The sequence below is a fragment of the Francisella sp. SYW-2 genome (assembly GCF_008711475.1).
Classification (GTDB): domain Bacteria; phylum Pseudomonadota; class Gammaproteobacteria; order Francisellales; family Francisellaceae; genus Francisella; species Francisella salimarina.
Genome location: NZ_VXKO01000001.1, coordinates 184,623 through 204,137, shown reverse-complemented (window position 1 = coordinate 204,137; position 19,515 = coordinate 184,623). Strand labels below are relative to the sequence as shown.

The window sequence follows — 19,515 nt, the reverse complement described above, 5'->3', positions numbered from 1 at the left end:
AGGTGTATTCATATCAGCATAAAATGCTGATATGAAACACAAAAGTAAGATTTTGAGTCAGATTTATCTAAAAAATACTCAATATTAAAACATATGAAAAAGGGCTTTCATTAACTCAACAGCCTTTGTGATATTTTTTGTTGAAATTATCAGTATCATTAACAAGCATCTCGAATATTGGATTCATATCTACAAAATCTATATTAGTCTGATTTTCAGCAAACTGTTTTAGAATTTGGTTATGTAGCGAAGATACTTCTTTTAAGAGGTTTTGGTTACCTATATTTTTTGACTCTGGTGTCAATCCTAGATTAGGCAGTCCAATAACTAGAGTTTTTTGTGCATTCACAGTTTTGATAGCTGCTATAATCTTGTCAGTAACCTCGCTAGCAATATTCTTGAGTAAGTTAGGATCTTGATTGGCTGATATTGTTAAATAGTCATTTGCACCAATAAAAAATATTGCTAGATTTTTATTGGTATCGTGAGCTCCATCATCGAGAGAATATGCTTGAAGTTCAGTGTCTATCGTATAGGGTAAGCCAAGATCTGTCCAAGATGGTTCAAAGACAGCGGTAGCTCCTCCAACAGCATAATTACTGATTGGGATTTTATTTTCTAGAATTCCACTTAACATTGTTGTCCAAACGGAGCCATTAGAAAACATACCTCTATAATAAGGAGTTGATCTTGGGATAATTCCATTTGTATAACCATATAAGTTGCCTGTATCGCTTAGGCTATCTCCAAATATAAGTATTCTTTCTATGTCTTTGAGTTTTGAATTTTGTGGACTTGTGAATTTTGGACATGCGGAAATTGTAAATATAGGTATACGATATTTTAGTGTTGTTGTGTAGCTATGCCAACTATAGTCAAAATCATTATTTTGATGCTCTATAGCTATATCACCATTCAAATTATCAAAACTTGCACTATTAATAGTCCAACCATTTTTTAGATTATATTGTATTGAACCATTATATTGTAAATTCTCAGAATGGAAGTTTATATCTATAGCTGAGTTGTAATCCACAAATTTATCATTGGTATACTGTCCAACATTGATATACTGATTTGTATCTAATACTTGGTTATTTATGGCGTTTCCAGTGCTATTTCCTGGAGATATACTAAATGATATTGGGACTGAACAGTTATTCTCTATAATAATTTGTGATCTTGCATCGGCATAACATAATTCAGCTAAGGAAGTGGTTAACGTCAAAAAAACCAGACTAAGTTTTCTCATGTCTACAAAAAATAAACTAAATAATAGTAATACTTTAGCTTAGCGTTAATTCAGTGACTACATGTATACAGCAATGTCTATAGTGAAAGTATTCATATGTTTATTGTTATATAGCTTTTGATATGAATACTCTGGGCCTATTAAGACATTGTTGTCAAAATATGCACGTTGAGTTGATAAAATTAGCTGGTTTTTGATTCCAGATGGAGATTGGCCAAATAACAGTGGAGATGCTGGTAATGACATCGGTATATTAGCAGAATTATATGTTTGCCCATATGATACGCCAAAGTTTGTGTTTCTACCGCCAAGTTGTAATGAATAGTTTGCTGCAGTATACCAGCCTCCAGCTAAGACATTTTGATTACTACCGTTAAAGTCTTTTCTATTTGTAGTACTTGCCCAACCTGTTCCTAGGTTTAAAAAACCACCGCCTATGGTGTAAGTAAGGTTACCATTAATGTTGAAGCTGCCAATATTATCTTTTGGAGAGTTTTGATTCTCTAGGAACTTGCTAAAAGAAGCATTACCAGCTCCAGCAATATTAAAGACATAACCTGTATTAAAGCCAACAGCTAGGCTCTCAGTCCAACGCTCAGCATAGAATAGTCCGGTTGAAAAATTTATACGATTATCATCAGATCCAAAGACTGCTATATTAGCATTTAGAATATCATCTTTATAGTTTAATGATATATTCGTTGTTCTACCCGGTGCCAGAAATCCTGTTATACCACCAGTCCATGGACCACCACCTCCAAAAGCACCCACAGAAAGCCTACTTCTTCCAGCAGTTACAAATAGTGGCGATGTATCTAGATTACCAAATATGACAAAAGCATTACCTAAACCAAAATTGTTAAGCTCACTGGTGCTGATATCAAACTGAGCAGTAACGTAGTGTCCGACATTGGCTAAAAAATATAGTGTGGAGGATGTTAAAGAAATATTTTGACCATTGCCAGAGAGAGTGTAACCATTTGAGATTCCTTCACTACCAGACCATACTTGAGCATCGACTTCTATTTTTCCACCTAAAAATATAGCATAGTCATCAAATTTGTTGCGTTGTCCGATTACCGTAGATGAGAATAGACTGCCTGATATCATTCCTATAGGTATACTGTTATTACCTGAATAAGCTCCTAAAAATGTTACTTGTCCTCTGGTAGTAATAGCTGGGGCATTTCCGACATTAATAGCACCATCATGAGTAAAGATACCACCTGCTAGGGTATTTCTTAAATCTATGATTGAATTATTTGTATTTATACTGGTGCTGATTTCGTAAGCATTTGTACTATTTCCGAATACTAGACTTATATCATTAGGGTTTGCATCTGTTATTTTTGAGTCATATGTTGTTAATCGATTAGAGTCTAGTGTGTTTTCTTCTATATCACTAATATCGGCTTGTAATTTACGTATCTGCTGTTGTAGTTCGATGATAGCTTCTTCATTTAAGCTAAGCTCTTGACTATTAGTGATTGAAAAAGCTGTGCTGTAAGATAATAAAATAAGTATATATATAACTATAGGAGCTGTAATTTTAGAATTCATGATAATGTTATTGCATTGGGAGTAACAAATTAGAACTTAGATAATATCACTATGATAATGATAATCAATATCATTTATGGCAAATGAATAAATTAGATTATCTATTCAATAGAATAGGCTTAGCACTCTCGCTAGGGAATAGTTTTTGTAATAATAGTAATGCTATTAAATACCCTGGTATGGAAATAATACCTCCTAGTGTGAAAAGCATTGAGTAACCAATATTCGCAGCTAAGAAACCACTAAGTGACATTCCTAGTATATAGATTAGAAGTTCAGCACATACTAAAACTGTAAAGTCAGTGCCTGCTTGATCTTTTGAGCTAAATTTCATGAATATAGTATATAGAACTATCATCTCCATAAGTCGAGAAGCCATATTTAATAATACAATTCCAAAGATGAATATTTGATTATCAATGCCATAAAAACTTATAAATCCTAGAGAGAAATAGCAAAAGCCTCTGATTACTGCCAATATTGTCAAAAGAATAGTTTCTTTATAAAAGTTAAAGAGATAACTAATAACAGCTGCACCACAAACACCTATTAATGCACTACCAGTTCCCATAACTATGCCTATCGTTGTTAGCGGAATGTGAGAATCTACCAAAAATGATGATTGCATTCCCATAACCAAACCTTCACAGGCTCTGTAGCTCAAGCACATAAGTAGCAATATTCTGGTTTCTTTTCTACTAAAGAAAGACTTTAGAGATGGTATGTGGTGCTGATATTCTTCGTTTTGATGACTTTCATTTATAAGAAACATATAGGCACAAATGCATAAACTTATCAAAGTCATATATAGAGTAATTTGATGCCAGCCTAAAATTTTGTATAGCGCAATTAGAGATGCTCCACCAATCATGCTACCTAGAGTAGTGCCAATTACTCTACAAAAGTTGCTCCACTGTAAGCTTTTAGCTTTTGTTTGTTCTATTGAAAATCCATCAATTGCTATATCTTGAGTTGCTGCAATGGAGGACAATAAAAACGCAAATAAGAAAATATAATTGCTATAGTCTTTTGGAGTATAAATAGAGAATATTAAAAATAGACTTATGGTCAAAAATTGCATTACAATAAACCAGCTTTTTCTTCGGCCTATTTTTTTGATATATAACCTATCTACATAAGGAGCCCATAGGAATTTGATAACCCATGGTAATAGTAAGATACTAAAAAGGCCTATTTTTTCTAAAGAGACTCCTTCAGAACGTAGAATCGTTGGTAATCCAAAAGTACAGAAATATAGTGATATAGCTTGTGCTAAATAAAGAATGGTTATATCAAGTTGTTTTTTCATATCAAGTTATCTTCTATTAGAATTTGTTGAGCTTTTTCCCATGCTGAGCATGTATTACCAACAGCAATACAGCTAAAGGGCATACCCTTAGCCATTGCTGGAGCATTAATCTTTTTGATCATAATAGGATCATTTGTGACACGAATCATACCTAGACACCATTTAGCAAGCTCAGGTTTAGACTCTTTAAACCATTTTGCTTGTTTTAATCGTGCTTTATGCTCAAACTGATACTGTTCAGAAAAAGTACTAATTACTAAGAATTTTTGTTGTTTCTTTAGTATTTGAGAACATTTATCTAACCAGCTAAGTACATCTTTATAGCTTGGGGAGCTACCAAAATGCATTTTAACTATTGGCCATTTTGAAATATCGCAGTCTATCATAATGTTTCACCCTCTACAAAAGAGCTCTTTGAACAACTAAATAGATATGCTTGTTTTTCAGGTAAGGCTATCTCACCAAGATTTGAATATCCGATTTTAGGAGCGATTTTTTGAAAAGGTATCACTCTGACATCAGGCTCAAAGATAACATTAGTAGCGCCAAGCATATCAAAGCAATATTTGCTAAGAGCTTCTACAAGTAATTTAGAATATCCTTTGCCTATAGCTTCTTCAGGGCCAATTAGCAGGTGCCATCCATATTCATTATCATCAGTGGAAAAATAATTAGCGATACGATCAGTCTGAGTGTTATAAATTTCAGCATAGGCGATTTCTGAATTATCTATCGATAATATAAGTAATTTTTGGTTAGGCTTTGAAAGCATATTGCAAAAATGTTTTTTTAGCTCTGACTTTGATTTATTCAGGCTCCAGAATTTTGCTACGTGAGGTTTATTCATCCATGAGTGAATAATATCTAAATCATGTTCTAAGTCAAATGCTCTAAAAGATACTCTATTATGCTTGAATAAATATTTATCTACATTTCTAGTGCTTTGGGCAAGATAAAGAGGATTATCAAGTTGACCTGTAGATATTACCTTAGGTCTTGCTGAATAATCACTATATCCAACTTCAAAAATTCTTAGCCTATTCAGACATAGTTTTGTAAAAGTTGGTTTATATAGATCAAAACGTTCAAAACGAGATTTTAGCTCAGGATTGCTTGTTTGATATTTTTGTATACATTCATCTAATTTTTGATAGAAGTAAAGTTCGGGGTAGTTTAGTTTGTCTGCTAGTATCGAAGAGATATATCTATAGTGAACAACAAATAATCCTGTATGAATAAATTGCAGAAGATAATCATCTTCAACTTGAGGAATGGCGTCTTTTACCTGTTGTGGAAGCGATCTTAGTTCAGCAACAGGATTTTTGCATATATTTATATCATCGACAAAATCTTTCATAGCCAGACCAACAGGGAGATTGTCCTCTATGATTAATATGCTATTTTCTCCATGAGGAGAGAAAACCATGCCATATTTGTATAAGAAATGTAGTATAGCAGGGACTGTATTTTCAAAAAATATTTCTAGCCATTTATCAATATCTAAAGATGATTCTTTGATCATTTCACAAATGATACTTTTATTATTAGCATCAACATAAGTTAAAGCAGCCGTTGTTATAGCCTGTTCACTACTTTTAAGTCTTGTGTGAATACTTTCTCTCCAGATTGCACCTAACTGCTCTGTAAAGTAGTATGGTACCTGAGGAACTTCTGACTGATAAGGATGATGGCAGTAGGCACTAGCTAACTCTCCTAGAAGTATGAAATTATATTTAGCTAAAAACTCATCTTTTTGGACTATATTTTTAACCCATTCTGTAAGCATTGGAGCATTAATTGTTTGATCTTTGGGTAGACCTCTATAAACCGCAGTATTTAGTATGTTTAGAGGTAGTTTTATACTATGTTTTTCAGGGTAAGAAATATTAGACATAGTTCTTATTGATTGCATAGCTAGATGCTGATCAGTTGACTTACCAAGAAATATAATATCTTTATCAGCTATATATTTCGTGAATTGTTGCATTACAGCATTTTTCCACTGCCATGGATGAACAGGTAAAATATAAAAATCACTAGGGTCTTTGTTATTCATTTTTATAGTTTTATTGAAGCTAGCTAAAGTTTCTGAATTGATTTCTTTATTGGTAATTTGTAGATAGTTAGTAGTTGTTACAGATGAAAACGTTACTAAATCTTTGCTTACGGCGATCCACACTAAATTGATGATTTTTTGCATCTCTGGGGCGTAGTTTGTATAGTCTGATGCATTAAAGCCAATACGACCTTTATTAATCACAAACCAGGGATGACCAGTCATGTTCCCTTCTATATAAGCGTATGGAAGCTTGTAGATGTCTTTTGCTGAGATATTATCTTTTTGTAAGATAGCGATATCTGCAAATATCGTATTATTTAGCTCTTTTATGAAGTGTGCTGTTGTGACAGAATCAATATTTGTTATAGGTAGTGTATCAATGATAAGTTTTATAGCATCATCAGCAGGTTCCATACTATTGCTCTCATGTCTTGTTACAGAGTCCTTTTCAATAGTTAAGTTACCGTATATTCTTTGTACAGCCTTAAATTTGTAACATAGATCTGAGTTTATCTCTAATGTATATACTTCTTGATCTATATCTTTTTGTAGTGGCTTAAAAATTCCTTCATAACTAAATTCTGAAATTATCTTTTCTAATAGTCTTGTGCTAGCTATCTTGTAGTAGTTTATTTCCTTTTTCATATAAATAGTCTCCTGTAATTTATGCGACTTTAATATTTGCTCTTTGTGTTAAGTGTTTTTTTGGAACACCAAATGTTGAGAAAATCGTTCGAGAAGATGCTTTATATATCTCCTTGTTGAAAAGAGTATTTACTATCACAGCATTTCTATAACCCCCTAATCCTAAATCAGGAGTACCTACACCATGAGAGTTGATCTCAGCATTTTGGACAAAAATGTTTAAAGACGTATTTTGCGTGATTATTTTATAATCACGAGATATTTTGAGATTATTGCTATCATCTCGTTGAATTAGTGCTTCTATATTTTTGAGGACATTATTTATATTTGCTTTATATCCGGTTGCTGCAATAACTCTATCTGTTGCGATTGAGAACTCTTGATTTTGCTGGCTATGATAAAAAGAGCAGAGAAGTTTATCTTGTGAGTTATCAACATTTAAGCATTCACAGTTTGCAATCAATTCAGTATTGTTTTTATCTTCGATGGATTGCTCATAAAGGACATCATAGATATCAGATATTGTTTCAGCACTAATTCCCTTATAGAGTAGATCTTGTTCACTTAGAAGTTTAGGCTTTTCTAAATTAGGTAGGTTATAAAAATACTCAATATAATCAGGTGAGAAGTGTTCCAGGCCAAGTTTAGAGTACTCCATTGGGAAAAAGCCTTTACTTCTAGTTAGCCAGCTAATTTTTGTAGAATCATCTTTTGACTTCATCAAATCTAAAAATATCTCTCCAGCACTTTGACCAGAACCTATCAGCGTTATGTGCTGATCTTTTAGAGCTTGATCTTTTATATTTAGATATTCACTACTATGGTGAATGTTCGCTTTATTCTGAAGTTTACTTGGCAAATATGCGGATGTGCCCAACCCAAGTACAATGTTCTTTGTTAAGTATTGTTGCTCTAGGTTATCTTTATCTTTTACTGTGATGCACCAAGCCTCGTTCAGGGAATCTATTTGATGCTCTATATTTATAACTTCAAAGCCAAATTTACAAGAATTACACTTTTGTGATACCCACAAGCAATAGTCGTTATACTCTTGTCTAGGTATAAAGAAATTTTCTTTGAAGTAAAATTTATACATACGGTTTTTTTGATGTAAGTAATTTAGAAAAGTAAACTCACTAGTTGGATCAGCCATAGTTACTAAGTCAGCTAAGAATGGTACTTGTAATGTTGTCCAGTTCATCATCAACCCAGGGTGCCAAGAGAAATTATCTTTTTTATCAAAAAAAAGGCAGTTGATAGGTTTATCGTTTAATAATGCCGCTAGTCCAAGATTAAAAGGACCAATTCCTATGCCAATAATGTCATAGATTTTCATATAACCTCCTTAAAAGGATTATTTGTATTTACATAAATAGATTGATTAGTTAAAGGAGCCTGTAGTTCATCAAGCCCACTAAGTCTTGTGCGTAGATTAGCCTTTAGAGGTAATTGATCTATATTTAGAATCTTTTTGATAAATTTATCGCAGGTTTTATACTTTTCTAGGAAGCCTTCTAAGAAATCTATAGTTATTTTTATTAAATCTTGTTCGCTAATATAGCCAGTATTTGTAATGGTTTCTATTACAGAAAAAAGTTGATTCACAACGAAATAGTAGCAAAAATGATGATCTATAAACTCCTCAGATTCTTCACATAGACTACTGATATCTCCGAAATTAGCTTTTTTGAGTTCTGGATAATCTTTTATATAATAATATCCTTGGCTATCCCGATAGTAGCTTTCAACTGGTAGTCCATGCTCTAGTTTGACTAGCAAGTTTTGTTGATGAGCTTCAAGAGCAATACCATATTTTGAGTACAGCCATAGTATAGGGGTAATAGCAACTGTTAAGTAAGTCTCAAACCAGTAGATAGTAGCTTCATAAGTAGAGATATTATTGTGTACGCTGAAGTACTGAATTAATGAGCCAATACGCGTAGCTTCATTAAATGGGTTGGGTTCAGTTAGACTTGCAATACATGCAATATCATCTTGAGGATTAAAGTTAGCACTGCGTATAATGCAGATACTTGGATCAAAAATTTTATTATTAACTTTTATTGCACAATAAGCAGGATCTGTAATTAGCTTAAAGAATGGGAACTCATTATTTAAGATACTCTGTAAATGATTTGTATATAGTTTATGAACCGTCAAACTCCTGTTACATTCTTTGGCCAAATTCGTTCTTACTGAATTTGTTATGGCGATATTTAGCGAGAATTTCAGCATAATGTTGGCTTGTGGAGAGTACACAGTTCTAACAGAGGTTGTTGGATAAAACCAAGGGCCTGTTATGCCAATATCTATTATCTTTTTTTGAGCTTTATACTTTTGGATTTCATCATGTTTTGCCAAGTATTTTGCTTGCCAAGGATGTACAGCAAATAATTGGTAATCTTTATCAGATTTATAGTATATACTCTCATTTTTCAGGAAGTCTGAAAAAATCTCATCTGTATTTTTTTTAAGTAATGATTGTGACTCTAAAATATCTTTACTTATATACATATAATAAAGCTGAAATCTGCCATTTGTTTCTGGAGAGTATTGTACAAACTCTTCCTTAGAAAAGCCTTCTCTACTCTTAGGATCTGGTTGTAATCGATGACCTCTTATTAGGTTTTGCTCATTTGTGATAAATGAGTTTTCATATCCAAAGGCATCATCAATTTTGTGTTTTCTGTAATGTAATATCTGAGCAATATTTGTTGCGGAGTTGGTTATCCTCTCTAATAACTCATCGAAGGCGATTACATTAGAGTTTTCTAACTCCTTGCTAATTAAAAATACAGCCTCAAGAGGATCGAGCTTTATTTTTTCATCTTGTTTTACTAAATAGCATGGTAACTCCCATATTGGTGATTTCAATATTGGAGAAATTTTTACATTAGTTTCAAAACTAGAATCTATAGATTTCAAAAAGATATTAAACCTATAACCACCATCATTGTTTCGGGATAATTCATAATTGTTAAACTCACGGTAGTAACAATTTAAAAAATTTTTTAGAGTTATTCTATTTGCGTACTTATTCATTGTTGGCTTGCCTCTATTTGATTTTTGACTAAGTTGCCATAGTGTTTTATTTGCTTGAGACAGGCGCTTATCAGTTCTGATGTTATCATTGGATTAACTAAGGTGATTTTTAAGTAAATATCCTTATTCACTTTTGTCTGAGCTATAGCAAATTTGCCACTATGAAATATAAGCTTATGAATCTCTCTATTAATCAAATTTAGAGTGTTAGAATTCAAATTTTTATCATAATACCTAAAAACAATTGTATTTAGGTGATTGTTTAAGTGTTGTTGCTCTTCAAAGGCTAGTTGTAGGCTGTTGTCTTCTTCTATAGTTGTAATTGTTATATTTGTAATCTCGATAATATGGTCAATCCATTTTGCAAATAACTCAGTACCACTATTTTGCAATGAGACAAATATTTTAAGAGCATCAAATCTACGAGTTGTTTGTATCGATTTATCTACTAAATTTATAGTATCAAAGCCATCTTCATCAGGGTTTAAGTAATCAGCATGGTAGCTCAGAAGCTTGAATGCTTGTCTATCTTTACAGAAAAAAGCCCCACAACTTACAGGCTGGAAAAATAGTTTATGAAAATCAATAGTTACAGAATCAACAAGTTCAAGACCTGCTAATCGATCTTTATGTTTATTTGAAAGTATTAGAGCTCCACCAACAGCGGCATCTGCATGAAGCCAGATGTTATGTTTATTTGCTATTTCTGCTATTGACTTGATATTATCAATACAGCCAAAGTCAGTATCTCCAATAGTTGTAACTATACATATCGGAATTAAGTCTTGTACTTTCAGAGAGTCTATTCTTGAGGCTAAATCTTTAGTATCTAATTTAAGATTCTCATCTGTTTTTATTAGTTCGATTGAGTTTTTACCTACTCCCAATATCGATAGAGATTTGTGCACAGAGAAGTGCGTTTTTTCTGTGCATAAGATACGAAATCTGTTAGCAATATTTGGCAGGCCTAAATCTGCTATTTTATGATTTAGAACATTTTCACAATAATGATCTCTTGCTAAAAGTAGTCCCATTAGGTTCGACTGAGTTCCACCACTTGTAAATATACCATCTGAGTATGGATTATTTTTGTAAATTAAAGAGCTAAACCAGTTAATAACAGCTTGTTCAATATATGTGGCAATAGGGCTTTGATCCCATGAATCCATAGATTGATTTAGAGCTGAGATAAATATTTCAGCAACTAATGAGGGTAACATTACAGGGCAATGTAAATGAGCCATGGAAGTTGGAGAATTAACATTCAGCGAATGTTTAAAAAACTCGCTAAGCTGATTCTGAATTATACTCTCTAACTTTTTAGGTTTTTTATCTATCTTATATTGAGCAGTTAATCCTTCTAGTTGCCTTGCCTCTTGCCCACTAAAAATGTTAGAGCTCTTTAAGTTAGCTGTGATTATTTCTAACGTATCTTTTATACTTTGTTTATATGCATTAGTACTTTCTATAGAGCTGTTTAGAAAGTAATTATCAAGATTTAGACTCATATATTCTCCTTAATTGAGTCTTCTAATATTTGAACTACTTCATTGATTTGTTCAATAGTTATTGTTAAAGGAGGTAATAGTCTAATAGTTCCTCCAAAGCGACCCCCTAACTCAACTATCAATCCCATATCAAAACAAGTTTTTTTGATTGCTAGAGCTTTTTTTCCATCAGCAGGCAAGCTACCGATTGAGTCTGGCTTTGAAGATATATCAACTATTTCCATACCAATCATCAAGCCCGAACCACGAACATCACCAATAATGTTATATTTGTTTTTTAGGCTATGGAGTTTGTCGAGTAGATAATTACCTTTTTTACTTACTTGTTCTAGGAAGTCAGTATTGTTTACTCTTTTTAGAACAACACTTCCTGCAACCATTGCAAGCACGTTACCACGAAATGTTCCTGTATGAGCACCAGGCTTCCAAGTATCTAAATAACTTTTGTATAGTATTACAGATATTGGCAATCCTCCACCAAGTGCTTTAGATAGAACAATTACATCTGGATCAATACCGGCTTTTTCAAAAGCATATAAGTATCCCGTTCTGCCAATACCACACTGAACTTCATCAACAATTAGAGGTATATCTAGCTCTTTAGTTAGCTCTCTTATTGCCTTTAACCATTTTACAGGAGCTGGGATTACCCCTCCTTCACCTTGGACGGGTTCCAGTATGATTGCGGCTGGTTTTTTTATACCACTTTCAGGATCTTTTAATAAGCGAGAGATCATTTGAATATTTATGTCTATGCCTTGTTCATCTTTTAGACCAAAAGGGCAACGATATGAATAAGGGTAGGGTAGGAAATGTACATAGGGAGTAAGTCCGGCAATATCTTGTTTTGGTTCTAAATTACCCATAAGAGAAAGTGTTCCATGAGTCATACCATGATAGGCACCATGAAAAGCAATTATATTTTCTCTACCTGTTGCCGTTTTGCATAGTTTGATTGCTGCTTCAACTGCATCAGAACCACTTGGGCTACAAAATTGAACTTTTGTTTTGCCATGATAAGACTGGGGTAGAGTGTTTAGCAGCTCTTCCATAAAGCTATGTTTTTCTTCTGTAAGCAAGTCTAATGTATGTATTGGGACTCCTTTATCTAGAGTTTGTGATATGGCATTTGTAATTTCAGGATCATTATGTCCAAGAGCAATAGTTCCCGCTCCTGCTAGGCAGTCTATGTAATTCTTATTTTCAATATCTGTTAGATAAATACCTTGCGCTTTTTTTATGACTAAAGGGTTTTTTCTTGGATAGCTTCTTGCATTTGATTCCCAGATTGTTTGATTTTTTAACATGGCTTGTTGAGGTTGTAAATTCATATTTTAATCTTTGCTGTTTAATATTGATAATGATTATCATTTACATTATATTAAAAAGCAACATTAATTAGCAAAAAAATATATGAAAAATCAAATCGGTGTGGTTAAGTTTGGTGGAACTAGTGTAGGAACGGTCGCATCAATATATAAATGTGTTGATATAGTTAAAAATAATCAAGATATAAAAGTTGTTGTTGTCAGTGCTCAAGCAGGAGTTACTAACTTATTAGAAAAGCTTATAAAAAGTGATGCTTATACTTACAAAAAAATATTTGCAGACTTGTATTGTATTGTAGATCCTATTGTTCAAAGTATTATGCAAACAAGAAATGAGAATATAGCATCATTGTTTAGAGAGCTTGAAAAACTTTGTCAGGAGTTATATCTTGATAATAAATCAGAGTTTAGGTTACAATCACAAATTTTGTCTTTTGGTGAGAGGATTTCCGCTTATATTTTCGATCATGCTCTAAAACAGCAGGGTATAAGCTCAGCACACATCGATGCTAGAGAAATTATAAAAGCAGATGGCAGTTATATTAAGGCCAGGCCTTTGTTAAAAGATATAAAGTCTCAGGCAAAGAAATATTTTTCTGATTCAAGAAAGCTATACGTTATGGGTGGCTTTATAGGTTCAAATTTAGATGGTGAAACCGTAGTGCTAGGTCGTGGAGGAAGTGATTATTCTGCTGCATTGGTTGCTGAGGCGGTCAGTGCAGATATGCTTTACATTTGGACTGATGTTGCGGGTATACATCAAGCTGATCCAAGATTGATACCTAAATCACAAGTAATAAAGCAGATAAATTTTGAAGAGGCTATAGAGCTTATAGGTTTTGGAGCAAAAGTTTTGCATCCTGATACACTTTGGCCAGTTATGAGAAGTGGTACTAAAGTATTTGTAGGGTCGACATTTGATCCAGCTAGTGGTGGTACTTATATTACAAACGATGATGAAGGTATTGTAACAAAGGGGGTAAGAGCTATTGCTGAGAGGCGAGGGCAGAGTCTAATCAAAGTTAATTTGGTGAGTTTAGATTTATCAGATATAGTTTATAAAGTTCTGGCTGTTTTAAGAAAATATGACATCACACCTGATGTTATTAATCTCACAGATGTTGAATTAATTCTTGTAATTGATGACACTAATAATATTACATACCAGTCTATAAATAATGAGTTAATAGATTTGTGTGAAGATGAGTTTGAATTCGAGAAAAATCTTTCTTTGACTGCTTTGGTTGGCGATAAGTTGGACACGATACCACAATTTTTTAATGAACTATTAAATGGACTTGGTGATTTGGATGTTAAATACTCAGGGTATAGCTCTAGGGGTAAAAGTTGGTGCTTGATAACAGCTGACTATGCATTTGAAAAAGTCTATAAGGCTTTGTTTTAAGATTGTGATGGTTTGTTTTTATTTTTACAGTTTTTATAGCATTTGATATAGATGTTTAAACTGTGATCTACCATTTCTGCACCCATTGATTTCACAACTTCCTTTTGTAGCTTTTCTATTTTTTCATTATAAAATTCTTGTATCTCATTGCACTCAATACATATGATATGATCGTGGTGATCTCCTTGATTTAGTTCGTACATAACTTGATCAGAGTCGAGTTTGAGTTTGTTTATTATTCCTGCTGATTCAAACTGATTTAGTACTCTGTAAACTGTAGCTATTCCCGTACTACTTCCTTGAGATTTGAGCTTAGAAAAAACATCATCAGGACTAAGGTGTCTATCTTTATTTTCTTCAAAAAGCTTAAGTATTTCAACACGTGGTTGAGTAACTTTAAAACCAAACTCTTTCAGGTTGTAACTATTTCCCGACATTTTGTTCATAATTAATTTCCTACTTTACTTAGATTTTGACATAAGTATGGCTGTTATTGCAATTTATATATTGTCTATATCAATAAAACACTATCTTTTGTGTGTAAACAGATATATCAAGAGTTAAGGTGTTTATAAACGTATTAATAGACAAAGTTTCAGAGAAATCTTTATCATTAGCCTATCTTGAGTCAACGTTATTTTTTAATGAGAAGATACACCTTCAGGAGTTGATTTCTAATAATATTTATAATTATGATAATAGAAGTAGGTTTGAAGATTCTTATTTTTGAGGCTTTCATCCTTGTTTACTATGTATGTTTTAGGTTTTTGTAATTGATATGTAATTGTGATATCATTGTCAGACTGGTGATTTTAAATCAATCTTTCTTATGAATACTAATATTTACGCGCAATTTGCGCCTATACTTATATTCCTCATAATAGCTTTTGGTTTGGGTGTGGCATTTGCAATGATTGGTAAGATTTTGTCAATGATTGTTGGTGCTAACAACCCAAGTACAACAAAAGGAGAAACATTTGAGTGTGGTTTTCCTACTTTTGGTGACGCTAGGGAAAAGCTAGATGTTCGTTTTTATCTAATCGCGGTACTATTTTTAGTGTTTGATTTAGAGTTAGCGTTCATTATTCCTTGGGGTATAAATTTGAGAGCTAGCACTGGAATGCCAGCTATTTCAGATCACGCTTTCTTTGCGATGATTATATTTTTAGTGGTACTATTTTTAGGTTTAATATATGCCTGGAAGAGAGGAGCTCTGGAGTGGGAATAGGTAACGAAAATAAAGGTTTTATAACTGCAAGTGCTGACGCGCTTATAAATTGGGTGCGTACGGGCTCGTTGTGGCCTGTAACTACAGGGTTGGCTTGCTGTGCGGTTGAGATGATGCATGCTGGTGCTGCTAGGTATGATTTGGATAGGTTTGGTATTGTTTTTAGGCCTTCTCCTAGGCAGTCGGATGTCCTTATCGTTGCTGGTACACTTTGTAATAAGATGGCTCCGGCACTACGTCAAGTGTATGATCAGATGCCGGATCCTAAGTGGGTAATCTCTATGGGGTCGTGTGCAAATGGTGGAGGGTACTATCACTATTCCTACTCTGTGGTGAGAGGGTGTGACAGGATTGTTCCTGTAGATATATATGTTCCTGGTTGTCCTCCAACTGCAGAAGCCTTAGTTTACGGGATTATACAGTTGCAGAATAAAATTATTAGAAAAGACACTATAGCGAGGAAGTGATCGTGAATGCTAAGTTACAAGATCATTTTAATAATGTAGAAAAGATATTAAACGGCTTTGGTGTTGAGTGTCGTATTTCTTATGGAGAGATTAATGTCTCTATAAAGGATCAGCGTGATATACATCTTGTCCTAAAAAAACTTAAGAAAGAGTATCATTTTAAGCAACTTACTGACATTACGGTAGTTGATTATTTAACTTATGGTCAGTCAGACTGGCAGGTAGGTAAGGCTGTCTCTCAAACAGGTTTTTCGAGAGGGCGCCAGCAAGGTTTTAAGACCGCTGATGTTAATAACAGATTCGAGATTGTTTATCAGTTGCTAAGTATGGCTAATAATGTTCGAGTTCGTGTGAAATGTAAGCTGAGAGATGCTCAAATTATTATGGTTGATTCGGTTGAGGATCTGTGGCCTTCAGCTAATTGGGCTGAGAGAGAGGTTTATGATATGTTTGGGATTTATTTTAATAATCATCCAGACTTACGTAGGGTCCTTACTGATTATGGATTTGTAGGCCACCCTCTGAGAAAAGATTTTCCTCAGACAGGTTATGTGGAGATGCGTTATGATGAAAATCTTGGTAAGGTTGTCTATGAACCTGTAGAGATCGATGATAGGGTCAATGCACCAAGAGTGATTCGCAATCAATAAAATTATGGGTTTGTAACAATGGCAGAGTATAAAAACTATACACTAAATTTTGGTCCGGTCCATCCTGCTGCGCATGGTGTTCTAAGGCTTATTTTAGAGCTAGATGGAGAGACAGTCGTTAGAGCTGATCCGCATGTTGGCTTACTTCATAGAGGGACAGAGAAGCTTGCTGAGTTTAAGCCATATAATCAGAGTATTGGTTATATGGATAGGCTAGACTATGTTTCGATGATGTGTAATGAGCATGCTTACGTAATGGCGATCGAGAAGCTTTTAGAACTTGAAGTTCCTGAAAGAGCTCAGTATATCCGTGTAATGTTCGCCGAGATGACAAGGATTCTTAATCATTTGCTTTGGGTTGCTGCGTGTGGTATCGACTTGGGTGCTATGACAGTATTTCTATATGCCTTTAGGGTTAGAGAAGACTTATTTGACTGTTATGAAGCTGTTTCTGGTGCTCGTATGCATGCTGCGTATTTTAGACCAGGAGGTGTTGCTAGAGATTTACCAACAGAAATGCCACAATATAAGCAAACTAGATTTACAAGCAAAAGAAAAACCAAAAAAATCAATGCTAACAGACAAGGTAGTATGTTGGACTTTTTAGATTCTTTTGTTGTTGATTTTGATAAATCTCTAGATGAGATAGACACGCTTTTAACAGATAACAGGCTTTGGAAACAAAGAACTGTTGATATTGGTGTTGTTACAGCAGAAAGAGCGGTTGAGCTTGGTTTCACTGGACCTATGTTGAGGGGGAGTGGTGTTGCTTGGGATCTTAGAAAATCTCAGCCTTATGAAGTATATGACAAGCTTGATTTTGATATTCCTGTTGGCGCTAATGGTGATTGTTATGATAGATATCTTGTTAGAATGGCAGAGATGCGTGAATCTAATAAGTTAATCAAACAATGTGTTGATTGGTTGCGAGCTAATCCAGGATCAGTTCTTTCAGATAACCACAAAGTTGCGCCTCCGAAAAGAAATGCAATGAAAAATAATATGGAAGAGCTTATTCATCATTTTAAGCTTTTTTCTGAAGGTTATTGCACTCCCGAGGGAGAGGTTTATGTTGGTACTGAGCATCCTAAAGGCGAGTTCGGTGTGTATATTAAGTCTGATGGAGCGAATAAGCCTTATAGGCTTAAGATGAAAGCGCCAGGATTTACTCACATAAGTGCTATGGATGAATTGTTGTCAGGGCATATGTTGGCAGATACTCCAGCGATTATCTCTACAATAGATGTTGTGTTTGGTGATGTAGATAGATAGAGGAAAAAGATGTCTTTAGTAGATTTGATATCGCCACAAGCGAAAGAAGATATAGATAGAGTTTTGAGTAAGTTCCCGGCAGATCAGCGTAGATCTGCAATTTTAGAAGGGTTGCATATTTTACAAGACCAAAATGGTGGCTATTTAACTGATGATTTGCAAACTGCTCTTGCTGAATACTTGCAAGTTAGTAAAGTTGATGTTTATGAAGTCGCTACATTTTACTGTATGTATGAACTAAAGCCTGTGGGTAGACATAAATTGAATTTATGTACGAATGTTTCGTGCATGTTAAATGGTGCGTATGATATTTTAACGCATATTGAGAAAAAGCTTGGAATTAAGCCTGGAGAGACTACCAAAGATGGTCGTATAACTCTGAAAGAAGTAGAGTGTCAAGGAGCATGTTGCGGCTCACCTATGCTTGAGGTTGATAAAGTTTTTTATGAAAATCTAACTATAGAAAAAGTGAATCAAATAATTGATTCGTTGGAGTAGTTATATATGGCAAATGAAGTTTGTTTTCGTACCCTGCATCTAGATAAGCCGTACAGCTTAGAGTCTTACTTATCGGTGGGTGGGTATTCTTATTGGAATAAGATTTTGACAGAAAAGATCCCACCTGAGCAAATTATTGAAGAGCTCAAGATATCAGGTCTTAGAGGTCGTGGTGGTGCTGGTTTTCCTACTGGTCTTAAGTGGAGCTTTATGCCACGCAATACACCGGGGCAGAAATATGTTGTATGTAATTCTGATGAAGGTGAGCCTGGGACTTGTAAAGATAGGGAAATAATGCGTAATAATCCACATCAGTTAATAGAGGGTATGGCAATTGCTGGATATGTAGTTGGCGCTACTGCAGGTTATAACTATACGCGAGGAGAATTTTACGAGCCTATTGCAAGGTTTGAGGATGCCTTGATAGAGGCTTATCAAGCAGGATTGCTAGGTTTAAATATTAAGTCTTCTGGCATTTCATTTGATTTATACTCAGCAGTGGGTGCTGGAGCTTATATATGTGGCGAAGAGACGGCGTTGCTTAATTCTTTGGAGGGCAAAAAAGGCCGTCCAAGATTTAAGCCACCATTTCCTGCATTCAAAGGTCTTTATGGCAGACCTACAAATATAAACAACACAGAGACTTATGCGTCTGCACCAGCAATTTTGCAGCATGGTGGAGAATGGTTCAAAAGTCTTGGGACTGAAAAAAGTGGTGGTACTAAACTTTTTTGTATTTCTGGTCATGTTAAGCATCAAAAAGTCATGGAAATAGGTCTAGGCACTCCATTCAAAGATGTCTTAGAGATGTGCGGTGGTGTTCGTAATGGACATAAGCTAAAGGCTGTGATACCGGGCGGAAGCTCTTCTAAAATTCTTACAGGTGAAGAGATGCTTAATGTTACTATGGATTATGAATCCATTGCTGAGGCTGGTTCGATGCTTGGATCCGGTGCAGTTGTTGTTTTGGATGAAACGACCTGTATGGTCAAGACATTGGCTAGGCTAGCAGATTTTTATTATGAAGAGTCATGTGGTCAGTGTACACCGTGTAGAGAAGGTACTGGCTGGTTGGCTCGTACGCTACACAGGATTGTTGCTGGTGAAGGAAAGCCTGAAGATATTGATACTTTAGTGAGAGTAGCAACAAATATAGAAGGTAACACTATTTGTGGTCTTGGAGATGCTGCAGCATGGCCAGTCCAAAGTTATATACATAAGTTTAGAGATGAGTTTGTGTATATGATTGAGAATGGTGGTAAGAGTATAGTGGATCAATAGTTGATTGAGGT

General features: G+C 34.4%; 17 protein-coding genes. 7 read left to right on the top strand and 10 right to left on the bottom strand.

What is annotated here, in order from left to right; genetic code table 11:
- Positions 1–115 precede the first annotated feature (115 nt).
- The 9 genes from F3D57_RS00970 to F3D57_RS00930 all read right to left on the bottom strand — a co-directional run bounded on the left by F3D57_RS00970 (position 116) and on the right by F3D57_RS00930 (position 12,706).
- A complete protein-coding gene (locus F3D57_RS00970) occupies positions 116–1,252 on the bottom strand; it encodes an SGNH/GDSL hydrolase family protein (protein WP_224728132.1) in 1,137 nt (378 codons plus the stop codon).
- 57 nt (positions 1,253–1,309) lie between these two features.
- Entirely contained in the window at positions 1,310–2,812 is a 1,503-nt protein-coding gene (gene fslE, locus F3D57_RS00965; protein ID WP_150464886.1) for a rhizoferrin import outer membrane protein FslE, read from the bottom strand.
- A 97-nt stretch (positions 2,813–2,909) separates the two neighbouring features.
- Positions 2,910–4,121, bottom strand: coding sequence for an MFS transporter (locus F3D57_RS00960; RefSeq protein ID WP_150464885.1), 1,212 nt, complete (start codon positions 4,119–4,121; stop codon positions 2,910–2,912).
- Positions 4,118–4,507 (bottom strand): hypothetical protein, encoded by a 390-nt coding sequence (locus tag F3D57_RS00955; RefSeq protein WP_044526980.1) that lies wholly within the window; start codon positions 4,505–4,507, stop codon positions 4,118–4,120. Before F3D57_RS00955 ends, F3D57_RS00960 begins: the two co-directional genes overlap by 4 nt.
- Positions 4,504–6,825: a GNAT family N-acetyltransferase gene (locus tag F3D57_RS00950; protein WP_150464884.1), complete on the bottom strand. Its 2,322-nt coding sequence runs from the start codon at positions 6,823–6,825 to the stop codon at positions 4,504–4,506. Before F3D57_RS00950 ends, F3D57_RS00955 begins: the two co-directional genes overlap by 4 nt.
- 19 nt (positions 6,826–6,844) lie before the next feature.
- Entirely contained in the window at positions 6,845–8,161 is a 1,317-nt protein-coding gene (locus F3D57_RS00945) for a lysine N(6)-hydroxylase/L-ornithine N(5)-oxygenase family protein (protein WP_150464883.1), read from the bottom strand.
- Positions 8,158–9,867 carry an IucA/IucC family protein gene (locus F3D57_RS00940; RefSeq protein WP_150464882.1) on the bottom strand — a complete coding sequence of 570 codons (1,710 nt, stop codon included), beginning with the start codon at positions 9,865–9,867 and terminating at the stop codon, positions 8,158–8,160. The genes F3D57_RS00945 and F3D57_RS00940 overlap by 4 nt, the downstream gene beginning before the upstream one ends.
- Positions 9,864–11,375, bottom strand: a complete 1,512-nt coding sequence (locus F3D57_RS00935; RefSeq protein ID WP_150464881.1) for a pyridoxal phosphate-dependent decarboxylase family protein — start codon at positions 11,373–11,375, stop codon at positions 9,864–9,866. The genes F3D57_RS00940 and F3D57_RS00935 overlap by 4 nt, the downstream gene beginning before the upstream one ends.
- Positions 11,372–12,706: a diaminobutyrate--2-oxoglutarate transaminase family protein gene (locus F3D57_RS00930; RefSeq protein ID WP_150464880.1), complete on the bottom strand. Its 1,335-nt coding sequence runs from the start codon at positions 12,704–12,706 to the stop codon at positions 11,372–11,374. The genes F3D57_RS00935 and F3D57_RS00930 overlap by 4 nt, the downstream gene beginning before the upstream one ends.
- An 82-nt stretch (positions 12,707–12,788) precedes the next feature.
- On the opposite strand from F3D57_RS00930, the gene F3D57_RS00925 reads away from it, so the two are divergent.
- The gene (locus F3D57_RS00925) at positions 12,789–14,108 is read left to right on the top strand and encodes an aspartate kinase (RefSeq protein ID WP_150464879.1); all 1,320 of its coding nucleotides are present in this window, start codon (positions 12,789–12,791) and stop codon (positions 14,106–14,108) included.
- On the opposite strand, the gene F3D57_RS00920 is transcribed toward F3D57_RS00925, so the two are convergent.
- Complete coding sequence (locus F3D57_RS00920) at positions 14,105–14,545, bottom strand: Fur family transcriptional regulator (protein ID WP_146420975.1); 441 nt, start codon at positions 14,543–14,545, stop codon at positions 14,105–14,107. The genes F3D57_RS00925 and F3D57_RS00920 overlap by 4 nt on opposite strands.
- 392 nt (positions 14,546–14,937) lie before the next feature.
- Here F3D57_RS00920 and ndhC point away from each other — a divergent pair, with 392 nt between their 5' ends.
- From ndhC to nuoF, 6 genes are read left to right on the top strand one after another with little or no spacing between them, the layout of a single operon-like run.
- Entirely contained in the window at positions 14,938–15,336 is a 399-nt protein-coding gene (gene ndhC / locus F3D57_RS00915) for an NADH-quinone oxidoreductase subunit A (protein WP_150464878.1), read from the top strand.
- Positions 15,327–15,803, top strand: a complete 477-nt coding sequence (locus tag F3D57_RS00910) for a NuoB/complex I 20 kDa subunit family protein (RefSeq protein ID WP_003017394.1) — start codon at positions 15,327–15,329, stop codon at positions 15,801–15,803. The genes ndhC and F3D57_RS00910 overlap by 10 nt, the downstream gene beginning before the upstream one ends.
- A gap of 2 nt (positions 15,804–15,805) precedes the next feature.
- Positions 15,806–16,453 carry an NADH-quinone oxidoreductase subunit C gene (locus tag F3D57_RS00905; protein WP_191092323.1) on the top strand — a complete coding sequence of 216 codons (648 nt, stop codon included), beginning with the start codon at positions 15,806–15,808 and terminating at the stop codon, positions 16,451–16,453.
- Between the two features lie 18 nt (positions 16,454–16,471).
- The gene (locus tag F3D57_RS00900) at positions 16,472–17,725 is read left to right on the top strand and encodes an NADH-quinone oxidoreductase subunit D (RefSeq protein ID WP_150464876.1); all 1,254 of its coding nucleotides are present in this window, start codon (positions 16,472–16,474) and stop codon (positions 17,723–17,725) included.
- 9 nt (positions 17,726–17,734) lie between these two features.
- Positions 17,735–18,223: an NADH-quinone oxidoreductase subunit NuoE gene (nuoE, locus tag F3D57_RS00895; protein ID WP_146420920.1), complete on the top strand. Its 489-nt coding sequence runs from the start codon at positions 17,735–17,737 to the stop codon at positions 18,221–18,223.
- A gap of 6 nt (positions 18,224–18,229) precedes the next feature.
- On the top strand, positions 18,230–19,504 hold the full coding sequence (gene nuoF, locus F3D57_RS00890; RefSeq protein WP_150464875.1) for an NADH-quinone oxidoreductase subunit NuoF: 1,275 nt from the start codon (positions 18,230–18,232) through the stop codon (positions 19,502–19,504).
- The last annotated feature ends 11 nt before the right edge of the window (positions 19,505–19,515 follow it).

Bases quoted from the DNA above. Each gene is read 5' to 3' on its own strand.
- F3D57_RS00950 (WP_150464884.1), bottom strand. From the start codon at position 6,825: ATGAAAAAGGAAATAAACTACTACAAGATAGCTAGCACAAGACTATTA.
- F3D57_RS00900 (WP_150464876.1), top strand. From the start codon at position 16,472: ATGGCAGAGTATAAAAACTATACACTAAATTTTGGTCCGGTCCATCCT.
- F3D57_RS00960 (WP_150464885.1), bottom strand. From the start codon at position 4,121: ATGAAAAAACAACTTGATATAACCATTCTTTATTTAGCACAAGCTATA.
- F3D57_RS00930 (WP_150464880.1), bottom strand. From the start codon at position 12,706: ATGAATTTACAACCTCAACAAGCCATGTTAAAAAATCAAACAATCTGG.
- nuoE (WP_146420920.1), top strand. From the start codon at position 17,735: ATGTCTTTAGTAGATTTGATATCGCCACAAGCGAAAGAAGATATAGAT.
- ndhC (WP_150464878.1), top strand. From the start codon at position 14,938: ATGAATACTAATATTTACGCGCAATTTGCGCCTATACTTATATTCCTC.
- F3D57_RS00920 (WP_146420975.1), bottom strand. From the start codon at position 14,545: ATGTCGGGAAATAGTTACAACCTGAAAGAGTTTGGTTTTAAAGTTACT.
- F3D57_RS00925 (WP_150464879.1), top strand. From the start codon at position 12,789: ATGAAAAATCAAATCGGTGTGGTTAAGTTTGGTGGAACTAGTGTAGGA.
- F3D57_RS00940 (WP_150464882.1), bottom strand. From the start codon at position 9,867: ATGAATAAGTACGCAAATAGAATAACTCTAAAAAATTTTTTAAATTGT.
- F3D57_RS00970 (WP_224728132.1), bottom strand. From the start codon at position 1,252: ATGAGAAAACTTAGTCTGGTTTTTTTGACGTTAACCACTTCCTTAGCT.
- nuoF (WP_150464875.1), top strand. From the start codon at position 18,230: ATGGCAAATGAAGTTTGTTTTCGTACCCTGCATCTAGATAAGCCGTAC.
- F3D57_RS00955 (WP_044526980.1), bottom strand. From the start codon at position 4,507: ATGATAGACTGCGATATTTCAAAATGGCCAATAGTTAAAATGCATTTT.
- F3D57_RS00945 (WP_150464883.1), bottom strand. From the start codon at position 8,161: ATGAAAATCTATGACATTATTGGCATAGGAATTGGTCCTTTTAATCTT.
- F3D57_RS00935 (WP_150464881.1), bottom strand. From the start codon at position 11,375: ATGAGTCTAAATCTTGATAATTACTTTCTAAACAGCTCTATAGAAAGT.
- fslE (WP_150464886.1), bottom strand. From the start codon at position 2,812: ATGAATTCTAAAATTACAGCTCCTATAGTTATATATATACTTATTTTA.